9 protein-coding genes are annotated in these 11,573 nt (G+C 61.3%); 7 read left to right on the top strand and 2 right to left on the bottom strand.

Annotated elements, in window-relative coordinates:
- The first annotated feature begins 204 nt into the window (after positions 1 to 204).
- Both R1Z03_RS04550 and R1Z03_RS04555 read left to right on the top strand, forming a co-directional pair.
- Positions 205 to 1,350, top strand: a complete 1,146-nt coding sequence (locus R1Z03_RS04550) for a hypothetical protein (RefSeq protein ID WP_317357250.1) — start codon at positions 205 to 207, stop codon at positions 1,348 to 1,350.
- Between the two features lie 239 nt (positions 1,351 to 1,589).
- Positions 1,590 to 2,423, top strand: coding sequence for a hypothetical protein (locus R1Z03_RS04555; protein WP_317357252.1), 834 nt, complete (start codon positions 1,590 to 1,592; stop codon positions 2,421 to 2,423).
- Between the two features lie 325 nt (positions 2,424 to 2,748).
- Here the strand turns inward: R1Z03_RS04555 and R1Z03_RS04560 are convergent, their stop codons facing one another.
- Both R1Z03_RS04560 and R1Z03_RS04565 read right to left on the bottom strand, forming a co-directional pair.
- Positions 2,749 to 3,762 (bottom strand): DUF2806 domain-containing protein, encoded by a 1,014-nt coding sequence (locus R1Z03_RS04560; protein WP_317357254.1) that lies wholly within the window; start codon positions 3,760 to 3,762, stop codon positions 2,749 to 2,751.
- A gap of 158 nt (positions 3,763 to 3,920) precedes the next feature.
- Positions 3,921 to 4,127 (bottom strand): hypothetical protein, encoded by a 207-nt coding sequence (locus R1Z03_RS04565; protein WP_317357256.1) that lies wholly within the window; start codon positions 4,125 to 4,127, stop codon positions 3,921 to 3,923.
- 615 nt (positions 4,128 to 4,742) lie between these two features.
- Between R1Z03_RS04565 and imuA the strand changes: the two genes are divergently transcribed.
- The 5 genes from imuA (at position 4,743) to R1Z03_RS04590 (ending at position 11,495) form a co-directional block, all read left to right on the top strand.
- The gene (imuA, locus tag R1Z03_RS04570; protein WP_317357258.1) at positions 4,743 to 5,537 is read left to right on the top strand and encodes a translesion DNA synthesis-associated protein ImuA; all 795 of its coding nucleotides are present in this window, start codon (positions 4,743 to 4,745) and stop codon (positions 5,535 to 5,537) included.
- Complete coding sequence (locus R1Z03_RS04575) at positions 5,476 to 6,825, top strand: DNA polymerase Y family protein (RefSeq protein ID WP_317357260.1); 1,350 nt, start codon at positions 5,476 to 5,478, stop codon at positions 6,823 to 6,825. The genes imuA and R1Z03_RS04575 overlap by 62 nt, the downstream gene beginning before the upstream one ends.
- A 9-nt stretch (positions 6,826 to 6,834) precedes the next feature.
- Positions 6,835 to 9,957, top strand: coding sequence for an error-prone DNA polymerase (locus tag R1Z03_RS04580; RefSeq protein WP_317357262.1), 3,123 nt, complete (start codon positions 6,835 to 6,837; stop codon positions 9,955 to 9,957).
- Positions 9,958 to 9,967: 10 nt separating this feature from the next.
- Entirely contained in the window at positions 9,968 to 10,564 is a 597-nt protein-coding gene (locus R1Z03_RS04585; RefSeq protein WP_317357264.1) for an alpha-ketoglutarate-dependent dioxygenase AlkB, read from the top strand.
- Positions 10,565 to 10,694: 130 nt separating this feature from the next.
- Positions 10,695 to 11,495 (top strand): DNA/RNA non-specific endonuclease, encoded by an 801-nt coding sequence (locus tag R1Z03_RS04590; protein WP_372588233.1) that lies wholly within the window; start codon positions 10,695 to 10,697, stop codon positions 11,493 to 11,495.
- Positions 11,496 to 11,573: the final 78 nt, after the last annotated feature.

The raw sequence follows: 11,573 nt of genomic DNA on the forward strand, positions 1-11,573 counted from the left end.
TCTGCTGGAGTCCACTATGCGAAGATCTCTATGGTGAATTCCAGGACTCGCCCTATGGCGAGGCGATTCCGATGCTGCTAAAGCGCCTTGATTTCAGGTGCGACGACCTGGCCTCAGCGATTCGCTCAAACAACGAAATCATGCTTGTTTGTAGCGATGTTAGAGCCACGATCTTTCGTCACCCCACCCTCTGACTAGAGCGATATGCCCGGCACAGCTCCACTGCCCTCGTCCGCCCAGCCCCCGATTTCGACGGCGGCCGCTGCTCCTACCTCAATCAACGGCACCAGACTTATCAAGAAACTGGGAGTGAAAACGCTGGGTGGGCGCTTTCGGGCGGATCGCGCCATCGGCAGCTCTATTGGAGGTGCCACATTCTCCGGAACTGATACAGAGACTGGTCACCGAGTCTTCATGAAGTATCTCATCTGCCCGCGAGGCGAAGGTGAGAGAGCGAAGTTCATGACCGAACGAGATGCCCTCGAAAACATCACGCAGTTTCCTTTCGACGACGTTGCGCCAAAGGTCTTGCACTTCGAAGAATTCGATGACATTCAGACCATTGCACTTGTCACTGAATGGGTCGGCGGTGAGCTGCTGTCAACTTGGCTGGAACGAGCGCACCTACTGACTCCGTTGGAGCGCCTCAGTGTCTTTCATCGAGTCGCCTACGCGATGTCCACAGCTACGAGGAACTATCAGCACCGGGACTTTCATCCTGGAAACATCATGCTCCTACCAGAGAGCCTTGTGCACATGGGGCCGCTCGTCAGCCAGATCGACGCCAAGGCGGGAGTCAAGGTGCTCGATTGGGGTGAAGCACTTCCAGTCATCTCCGGCAACTACGATGACGAACCGGATCACAACTTCGTGATGCTCGCCTATGCGCCGCGAATGATTGGAGGCGCACTCACGAGTCTTCCCCCAGAGGTATTTCGCCCTTGGCAAAGGAGCGTTCATTTCGGTGGCAGCTATGAAAGCTGGGGCCTAGGTTTGCTCTTGTACCGGATACTAATGCTGCGACCGCTGGAGGGCTTTGCGAGCATGGGTGAGTACGCCAGCGAGGTGCACAACGGTGGCCTGCGTGCTTTGGTGAGCCGACGCGCGGCTGAGCTAGCTGCCATGGATCTGCCCGGCGGTCTCATTTTGCCGCGGCTGTTCGAGTGGACAATGAAGGAGAAGCCGCAAGAGCGAGCTGCGATGTCGGACATCGGTCGCGTCATGTGGGACCTGCGCTATGAGGAGCTGAAGATCACAGACCATCGTGAACTATCGAGATACTTCGAGAACCCACGCAAGTACGAGCCCAAAGGCGGATGGCGATTTTCGACTTTCCCAGACCTCGACTAGCAAGCCACCCCAACCGCCGTTTTTCTCGAGCCAGGGGAGCGCCGCTGTCACATCTTGGTGATCACACCAGTTGGCGCCGCGGGAGCGGGAGCCGCTGCCACGGGCGCAACCTTGGCGAGTTTGTTAGCAAGCGATGCTTGGGTGAGCCCGCCCAGTTGGGTGTATCCACTCGTGGAGTGGCTTCCACCGGAGGAATGGGTAGTGCTGGAACTCATGTGGCTGCTGGAATGGCTGCTCGAATGGCCCCCGCCCCCTTGGCAGAAGCAATGGTGCAAAGCGACAACGCCGCGACCACGATCAAAGTTTTCTTCATGTTTGTTTTCCCTCTTACGCCGATATTGTCGCCAGGGAATACTGCATCGAAACATTTAGAAACTCAATGGTTGGGCTGCATAATTCGCCCTGGATTTACCTGTTGCAGATTCCGAACGAAATCATACGTGAATGCAAGAACCTCGCGCCTAGGCTTTGCACGCAACAGCGATCGGCTAGAAGCAGACATTGGGAGGGATATGCGGAGGAAGGGATTAAAGGTCTACGAGTGGTTATATAAGTACCGGATGCACCTCTGCATCGCGCTTCTCGTCGTAGCAGGCATGCTGCTCTTGCAGCGGGCGGAGATGCAGGTCATTCCCGAGTCCGAATTGAGTGCAAGGAATGTGGCCGTCAAGTACATTGGCTCCCTTGAAACCGTGGTCAGTCGCAATGGAATCAATCATGGAAGCACTCGGCTTAATGGAGGCTTTGGCATTGGTGTCGACAATGACATTGACCGCGATGAATATCTGAGAAAGCTTAGGCCTGTCATCTACCTCCCTTTTGCGCAAGTGCTCGGCGTCGGACGTGAACAGATTGCTGCCTTGGAGGGGAATGGGCAGCAACTAAGGATCGGGCTCTATCAAGGGGAGATTGTTACCGTGCACAGCCTAACTGGACCTGTGCTTACCTATCAAGCCTACGCCGAGAAGATGGAGGCATGTCGAAACATCTGGCTAGTGGTTGCGCTGCTGACCGCAATTAGCTCAATCCTGCTGTTCCTCGCAACGCTTGTAAGGCATCCATCACTGGACTAAAGCAGTCATTGCAGATGTCGGCTTTGGGCCCGAAGCAGACATCCGAGGAACTACAGTTCTGTCCAGGTCCGATGCTGTTGTCCGCGTTTTCTCGATTGCTTACCCGCCGCGTCGGCCAGCTTGTCGTCCTCAATGATGGTCATCATGAGTCGACCCTTCTCGTCGATGAACCCTAGCATGACATCGTCTCTCAAGAGGCATCGCTCAATGGGGATGTCGCCATAGGGTATTACGGGAGGCAGTGCGGTGAGGCATGCCGCCATGGTCGGCGGCGGAAGGAACGTAGTGGGAACCAGGACCGTATTTCAGTTCGAGCAGGGCGCGACTACGTAAGCCGGTCAAGCCTCAGGGATTGAGACCGCAGGTAAATTTCCAACCGGGCCGAATACTCAGGGTCAGGGATTGGTGTGACCAATTGCATGAGTTCAGTTCCAGCCCGAGTAGTCGTTATTCCTGCTAATTCAATAACTCTCTCTCCAGGGACCTCTGAGACATATCGGTAATTTTTTCCTGCATGGAGAAACGTCACATCGTCATCTACATGTTCAGACATCTCGACCCGCTGACGTCCACTGAACGTCCCCAGAACTAGCCCGTAGTCAATCAAGGTCATTAGCGACCGGTAGTCCAGGCCGTACCTACTTAGGCCGCCTACCTCAACATCCTCACCCAGGGTCATAAGCAGACCGCTGAATACTTGCCCATTTACCTCGAACTGGACTGCAAGGGAACAGAAGCGAGCAAAAATCTCTGCCTCTTGCCTCTCCATCTGACCCAGAATCTTCACGGACCGACGGGAGAACGCTCCAGGCCTCTTCACTTCGTTGGCTAGCAGTTTTCCGAAAACGGTCCGCATGTAGTCGGAGCTCATATTCTCGGCTTCAGCCTCAAAAGTATTCAGCCAGTCATCACTAATCTCCGCTGATCCAACAGGATCACCCTCTAGCCCGGAAGGAGGCAATCGTGCCAATTCTTCGGCCGCAGTGCTGACAATCGCGTCGAGGTTCTTCTGCCTCCCAACTATCCGTTCCGCGTACTTAATGCTTGCAGCCTCTACATAGGCTGGCGGCACCTGAAGCTGACTAGCAATGGCCGCTCCCGAAGTTTTGATTGCGTGAACTCGGGCGTCGGACGTAGCACGAATTTGGGCCGCCTTGCCTTCCATGTAAGCGGCAGGTATTTCCACGGCAGAAGTTGCCAAGCGCCCAAAAGCTTTCCAAAACGTTCTCTGGACTGGGGCTGGTAGTCCGGTCACTTGCCCCAAGATCACCTCAGAAACTTGGCTTAACCTAGATTCGTTTGGTTCCTGCGCGTCGTGCGACGCGGTTTCGTCCACCATATGCTCTTCCATCGTGTAGTTTGCGGTCTCATTCTGCCTAAAAAACCCAACTCGCCCCACCACCCAATCCTGAACGATCTCCCGAATCTCCGGGTCATCCGCCGAGCTGGTCCCCAGGAACGGCCGCGCGGGAATGCTGACCTGGTGTGCTGGAATGGTCACCTGCCGCTCGGCCGCCCGCTTGTGCTTCTTACCGCAAACAGTACCCGCCCAGCCAAGCTGCGGTAGCGCACCATTGCCTGGCGCGCTGGAATCTCAATGGTGCCGCCGAGCTGGCGGATCGCGGCGTATTGGGTGTTGCTGCTCACCTCGACCTCTGCATCGCCCGTGACCTGATAGTGGATGCCGCTACGCAGGTAGCGCACGCACAACTTCTTCTTCGATTAACTTCATGGTGTCCGAGGCCCGCTCATGGCCGTCTGCAGCCCACTATCGTCAGTTGTGAAACCGTATCATGCATAAGTGCGTCAAGAAGAACCGCGATTCGTAATCGGCCGTTTATGCGTTGCCCTGACACCGAGATTGAAGTCAAGCCGCATTGGGCTGTGATCGTTAGCTATCCCCCGGTGGACCTGCTTTGTCCTGAGCAGGGACACTTCGCTTCGCTAACTTCGCCGTTTTGAGCGTCGCGTCCGCCTCTTCAGGGGTAGGCAATGTTTGGTCGTCCACAAGCCTGTGAAACGCCCCGCAATGCGGATCCGAGCACCCGCAGACTACAGCGTGCACCGGGTGATTCGTGCCATTGCGCTTTTGCATGGCATTGGTTCTCTCAGCGCTCTTGATGGTGCTGATCACGGCGTCACGCCCCATGAATTTTCCTGCCATACGCCCCCTGGTTTGATGTCGATGCGCTTCAGCCATTCTGAGCGAATTCCGCGCCAGGGTGGCTGGCGGCGCAAGGCTGGGCTACCGGAATTTGGGTCGCACCCATATACTGTGCTTTCATACAGTATTTGCGATGCTTATTCGGTCTCCCTGCCATGCCAGTTCCTGCCCACACCTCTGGTACCTTCGGCCTAGATGCACTCCCGCGTCACGTGGCCGAGGCGGTGTGGCGCGGTGCGGAAGTCGGCAGTTCGGTCTCCCGCACGGTCCCGACGGGCTTTGCCGCCCTTGATGCCCAGCTTCCCGGGGGCGGTTGGCCGACCCACACGCTGACAGAGCTGCTCATCCCCCAGGCGGCTCTGTGCGAGTGGCGCCTGCTGGGTCCATCGCTCCCTTTGTTCCTCAATGCCGGTGGGCGTGTCTACTTGGTCGCGCCCCCGAAGCAGCCGCACGTTGGCGGCTTGGTACAACTCGGCCTGGCGCCCGACCAGGTCGTCTGGATCCATGCCAGCGCCCCGGTAGACCGCCTCTGGATCACTGAGCAACTCGTCAAGTCCGACCCTGCCGGTGCCGTATTGGCATGGTTGCCTCAAGCCCGGCCAGAGCAGATCCGGCGCCTGCAGATCCACGCCCAGTCCTGCGACGCCCCGGTGTTTCTGCTTCGCCCCATCACCGCGTTGAATGATGCCTCGCCCGCTCCGCTGCGGGTCGCAGTGTCGCTCGCTCCTGGCTGGCAGCTGGAAGTGCGCATCCCCAAGCGGCGTGGCGGGTCGCTGGAGGACGCCTTGTATCTGGAGGCCATGCCTGCCAGCTTGGCGGCAGTCATCCCGCCGCGATTGAGGGTCCCGCAGGCGATCCCTGTCGCACGCTCCCACAAGGAGGCCTCCGATGCTCGGGCATTGGGCCGCGTTGCTACCCATCCCTTTGCCCGCCAGTCCATCCCCCATTGACGTGACTGCTCTCGGCATCTGGGCCTTGCAGTTCACTCCCCGGGTGGCATTGCTGGAGGATTGCGTCGTCGCAGAGGTGTCGGCCAGTGCGCGGCTTTTTGGCGGGATGCAGCCATTGCACGATCTCGTGGAGGCAGGCGCCATGGAACTCGGCGCCCGCATCGCCTGGGCGCCGACGGGCACCGCCGCGTTGGCGCTGGTGCACCATGCCTCAACCCCCGAAGACTGTGACGGGTTTCGCGCTCCGCTGGCCCAGTGGCTGGATCCACTGCCGCTGGCCGCGATCACGGCAGTGGCTGCGCACCATGCCACCTTGGCGCGGATCGGTTGCCTCACGCTCGGGGATGTTCGGGCCTTGCCTCGGGGCGGCCTGAGCCGCCGCTTTGATAAAGCCTTGCTGCAGGCTATGGACCAGGCGTACGGGCTGCGGCCCGAGGTGTACGACTGGATCACACTGCCCGAGACCTTTCACGCCAGGCTGGAGTTGATGTCGCGCGTGGAGACTGCACCGGCCTTGCTGTTCGGCGCGCGGCGCCTGCTCTTGCAGATGGCCGGATGGCTCGCGGCAAGGCGATTGGGCGCCACGGCCTTTACGCTGCGCTGGTGCCACGACGTGATGCGCGCCAAGGATGCAGGCACGGGTGGCGAGCTCACCGTCCGCACGGCGCACCCCACCCAGCATGTGGAACACTTCTCCCGCCTGCTGGCTGAGCACCTGGCCAAGGTGCAACTGCTGGCGCCTGCCGGCGACATCGAGTTGCTGGTCTCGGAGGTGGCGCCCATTGTCGAAGAAAGCCGATCGCTGATCCCGGAGACGATACGCAAGGGCAGCAGCACCGACCTCACGCTCGAACGCATCCAGGCCCGCTTGGGAGAGGGCTGCGTCCGCCGACCGATCCTGTGCGAAGACCACCGGCTGGAGTGGATGCAGTGCTGGGAGAGCGGTGTGCTCAAACGCCGCAAGGCGACGGAGCCTTCGTACGGGTTGCCGCTGCCCACCTGGGTGCTGGAGGAACCACTGCGCCTGATCGAGCGCGACAACCGCCCCATCTACCAAGGCCCTCTACAACTCTTGCTCGGGCCCGACCGGGTCGAAGGTGGCTGGTGGCACCGCGGCGAGGCAGGTGAAGGCGGTGGTGCGAGCGGAGGCGGCCAAGACGCGAAGCCGTTGCACGTGCAGCGTGACTACTGGCTCGCGCTGAGCCCGCACGCTGGCGTTCTGTGGGTATTCCAGCAGCGCCTGGCCGGTGACCAGACGGCGTGGTTTCTCCACGGTCACTTCGCGTGAGGGCGAACGATGAATCGGCCTACCCGCGCGATCCCGGACTATGTGGAGTTGCGCTGCCTGTCGAATTTCAGCTTTCTGCGCGGGGCGAGCTGGCCGGACGAACTCGTGGAGCGAGCCAGGGACCTCGGATACCGGGCCCTGGCCCTCACCGATGAGTGCAGCATGGCAGGGGTCGTGCGCGCCCACGTCGCAGCCAAGGCCGCAGGCCTGCCCCTGATCCTGGGCTCGCAGTTTTGCATCCAGCCGCGCAGTGCCACCGAGGCGCCGGCCACGGTGGTGGTGCTTGCGCAGAACCTCAACGGCTACGGCAACCTCTGCGCGTTCATCACCAAGCTGCGCCGCGCTTCCAGCAAAGGGACCTATCACCTCACGCTGGACCAGATCACCGGCGCGGAGCTCGCCGATTGCCTGGCCTTGCTTTGCCCGGACCGCAAGGCTAGCGATGCGCAACTGGAAGCGCTGGCGTTGTGGACTTTGAAGCAGTTTCGGGGCCGCTGCTGGATCGGGGTGGACCAGCTGCGCCAGCTGGACGATGAGCTTTGGCTGCACCGCATGCGTTGGCTCTCGGAGTTGACGGCCTTGCCGCTGGTGGCGGTGGGCGATGTGCACATGCACGTGCGCTCCAGGAAGCCGCTGCAGGACGTTCTCACGGCCACACGCGTGGGCAAACCGCTCACGGAATGCGGACACGCCCTGCAGCGCAGTGCCGAGCGGCACCTGCGCACCCGGCTGCGGCTGGCGCAGACCTATCCTGCGGACTTGCTGGCCGAGACGTTGCACGTGGCGTCTCGGTGCAGTTTCAGCCTGGATGAGCTCAAGTACCAGTACCCCGATGAGGTGGTGCCGCGCGGCCTGACCGCGGCGCAGTATTTGAGACAAATGACCTATGAGGGCGCCGGCCGGCGCTGGCTGTCTGGCATCCCGGTCCCCGTGCAATCGCAGATCGAGCATGAACTGGCCCTGATCTGCGAGTTGCGCTACGAGCACTATTTTCTGACGGTGTACGACATCGTGGCGTTCGCGCGCTCACGCCACATCCTCTGCCAGGGGCGTGGCTCGGCCGCCAACAGCGTGGTCTGCTATTGCCTCGGGGTGACCGAAGTGGACCCTGCGCGCATGTCGGTGCTGTTCGAGCGCTTCATCAGCCGCGAGCGCAATGAGCCACCGGACATCGACATCGATTTCGAGCACCAGCGGCGCGAAGAGGTGATCCAGTACCTGTACGGCAAGTACGGCCGAGACCGAGCAGCGCTCACTGCCACTGTGATCAGTTACCGGCCCAAGTCGGCGATCCGGGACGTGGGCAAGGCGTTGGGATTCAGCCTGGAGACGGTGGAGGCCCTGGCCGAGGGTCAGAAGTGGTTCGACGGAGAGGACATCCGGCTGGAGCGGTTCGAGGAACTGGGCATGTCGGTGACCGATCTGGCTGTTCGCCAGCTCATCACGCTGACCACCCAGCTGATGGGGTTCCCGCGGCATCTGTCGCAGCACACGGGTGGTTTCGTGCTGACGCGGGATCTGCTGTGCCGCATGGTGCCGGTGGAGAACGCCTCGATGGCCGATCGCACGGTGATCGAATGGGACAAGGATGACCTGGATGCCGCGGGCCTTTTGAAGGTCGACGTGCTGGCGCTGGGCATGCTGTCGGCGATCCGGCGGGCCCTGGACATGATCGGCCAGCGCCGCGGCTGCGTGATGGGGATGCAGGATATCCCGGCCGAAGACAGCGAGACCTACGACATGGTCTGCAAGGCCGACACGATCGGCGTGTTCCAGATCGAGAGCCGCGCGCAGATGAGCATGCTGCCGCGCCTGCGCCCGCGCTGCTTTTACGATCTGGTGGTCGAGGTGGCCATCGTGCGGCCCGGACCGATCCAGGGCGGTATGGTGCATCCGTACTTGAACCGGCGCCAGGGCAAGGAGCCGGTGACCTATCCCAGCGAGGCGCTCAAGACGGCGCTCGGCCGCACGCTGGGGGTGCCGGTGTTCCAGGAGCAAGTGATGCAGATCTCCATCCTGGCCGCGGGCTTCACGCCCGGCGAAGCCGATGGACTGCGCCGCGCGATGGCGGCCTGGAAGCGCAAAGGGGGTCTGGGCAAGTACTACGACAAGATCGTGGACGGCATGACGTCGCGAGGATACGAACGAGCGTTTGCCGAGCAGATCTTCGAGCAGATCAAAGGGTTCTCGGAGTACGGATTCCCCGAAAGCCATGCGGCCAGCTTCGCCTTGCTGGTCTATGCGTCATGCTGGATCAAGCGGCATGAACCGGCCGCGTTCCTCGCTGCGCTGCTCAATAGCCAGCCCATGGGCTTTTACTCCCCGAGCCAGCTGGTCCAGGATGCCCGCCGCCATGGTGTCGAGGTGCGGCCGGTGGACGTGATGTTCAGCGATGTAGAAACCTCGCTGGAGGACCTGCCGGACGTCCCTGCCGTGCGGCTGGGCCTACACATGATTCGTGGCCTGCAGGCGGCGAGTGCGCAGCGCATCATGGCTGCGAGGTGCGAGGGCCCGTTCGATAGCGCTGAGGAACTGGCCCGGCGCGCTAGGCTCGAACAGCACGAGATGAAGCTCTTGGCCGCAGCGGGGGCACTCGCCACGCTGTCTGGCCACCGGCGCCAGCAGGTCTGGGATGCCGCTGCGCTGCACGCTCCGCCCGAGCTGCTGCAGGACGCGCCCGTGGACGAGGACTACCTGGAGCTGCCCGCGGCCCCGGAAGGAGAAGACGTGGTCTGGGACTATGCGTCGGTGGGCCTGACCTTGCGCACCCATCCAATGGCGCTCTTGAGAAAGAAGCTGGACAAGTACCGGCTGAAGACTTCTGCGGAACTGCGGCGCATCCCGAACGGTCGTGTGGTCCGTACGGCTGGGATCGTGACACTGCGCCAGCAGCCGGAGACCGCCAAGGGGACGATCTTCGTGTCCCTGGAGGACGAACACGGCGCCACGCAGGTCATCGTCTGGCGCGGCGTGCGGGACGCGCAGCGCGAGGTGCTGCTGGGCTCCAGATTGCTGGCCGTGAAGGGCCACTGGCAACGCGAGGGCGAGGTGTGCAATCTGGTGGCAGACCGGCTCGCGGATCTGTCGCCGCTGCTCGGACGGCTGGCCACTGAGAGCCGGGATTTCAAATGAGGAACAAGTGATGACGCAGGCGCATCTTTTTGGGGAAGCTCCCATCGAGTCCTCCATCCAAGGGCTGGTCTATCAGACGCAGTTCCTGAATGAGGAGCAAGAGCAGGCACTGATCGCCACCATCCAATCGCTGCCGCTGCATGCGGCGCAATACAAGCAGTACCTGGCACGGCGCCGGGTGACGAGTTTTGGTGGCTCGTACGACTTCGATGCCAACCGGCTGCTGCCGGGTGTGGACCTCGATCCCCGGCTTCACCCGTTGCGGGACCAAGTAGCGCAGTGGGCCGGCGTCGCACCACAGGATCTGGTGCACGCGCTGGTCGCCGAATATGCACCCGGCACGCCGCTGGGCTGGCACCGCGATGTACCGGACTTCGAGACCATCGTCGGAGTGTCGCTTGGCGGGCACGCGCTGCTGCGGTTCAGGCCGTATCCCGACGATCCTGCGACACGCAAGGTCGTGCAGTTGGATGTGGCGCCGCGATCAATCTACAAGATGGCGGGCGAGGCACGGTGGGGTTGGCAGCACAGCGTTCCACCGACAACAGAGCTCCGCTGGTCGATCACGTTTCGCACGCGGATGAATCGAGGCGGTAACAGCGGATGAGCCCTGCACTCCCATCACCGCCCCGTTGTGTGAAAGCACGTGTAAAACCCCCCGCATTCAGCCTCCGGACTGCGGCATCCAAGCCACCCGATGCTCCAATCGGAGTTCTATTTTCTGCAGCCTGATCGAAGTGATTCTGAAAACTTGTTGGTCGCACCGAGTGCGTGTTTCTTGTGCGCTGGTCCTGTCATTGGCTGGCGCGTTCTCCAGTGTTTCATTCGCCCGCACGCCTCAATTCGACAGTGCGGCGCTGCTCACCCCGCAGCCCACCAGCTTCGCTCAGTGTCCGCAGTTCTTTACGGGTGGCAAGCCTCCTGCTATCAAACCACGGCGGGACCTGCGGGAGCTTTGCTACGAGGCGTTTGCGGTGCTGCACAGCGGCGCAACGCGCACACCCGTCTACGTGGCCCAGCGCCTCAATCGCCAGAGCATCGAGGACGCCGATGAAAAGCGCGCCAAGCGGTTCTTTGCGGATGCTCGTTTGCCCAGAGGAGAACGGGCGGAACTGGAGGATTACAAGAACTCCGGGTACAGCCGTGGACACATGGCGCCCGCAGGCGATATGCCAACGCCAACCGCCATGGCGCAAAGCTTCAGTCTCGCGAATATGGTTCCACAGAATTCACAAAATAACGGAGGTGCGTGGAACAAGATCGAGCAGGACACGCGCCACTATGTGCTGCGGGCCAAAGGGGATGTGTATGTGATCACGGGGCCGGTGTTCACGGACAGGGGTCCAACGATTGGTGCGAATCGGGTGAAAGTACCAACGTACCTTTACAAGCTGGTTTATGACGCGACCACGCAGCGGGCCTGGGCGCATTGGCAGGAGAACAGGGCTGGGGAAACGGTCGGGCCGCCAATCAGCTATCAAGAACTGGTCAAGCTAACTGGGATGGAGTTTCTGCCGAAGACGGCAATGCAGCACTGATCTGAGATGCCGCCTATTAGGCTGCTTTGCAGCGATAGCAGCCGGTCGACTCAGCCACTCAAACGCTCCGCTTTCGCC

The sequence above is a fragment of the Acidovorax sp. BLS4 genome, from assembly GCF_032929295.1.
GTDB lineage: Bacteria > Pseudomonadota > Gammaproteobacteria > Burkholderiales > Burkholderiaceae_C > Paracidovorax.

Bases quoted from the DNA above. Each gene is read 5' to 3' on its own strand.
- R1Z03_RS04550 (WP_317357250.1), top strand. From the start codon at position 205: ATGCCCGGCACAGCTCCACTGCCCTCGTCCGCCCAGCCCCCGATTTCG.
- R1Z03_RS04555 (WP_317357252.1), top strand. From the start codon at position 1,590: ATGGCCCCCGCCCCCTTGGCAGAAGCAATGGTGCAAAGCGACAACGCC.
- R1Z03_RS04560 (WP_317357254.1), bottom strand. From the start codon at position 3,762: ATGGTGGACGAAACCGCGTCGCACGACGCGCAGGAACCAAACGAATCT.
- imuA (WP_317357258.1), top strand. From the start codon at position 4,743: ATGCCAGTTCCTGCCCACACCTCTGGTACCTTCGGCCTAGATGCACTC.
- R1Z03_RS04575 (WP_317357260.1), top strand. From the start codon at position 5,476: ATGCTCGGGCATTGGGCCGCGTTGCTACCCATCCCTTTGCCCGCCAGT.
- R1Z03_RS04580 (WP_317357262.1), top strand. From the start codon at position 6,835: ATGAATCGGCCTACCCGCGCGATCCCGGACTATGTGGAGTTGCGCTGC.
- R1Z03_RS04585 (WP_317357264.1), top strand. From the start codon at position 9,968: ATGACGCAGGCGCATCTTTTTGGGGAAGCTCCCATCGAGTCCTCCATC.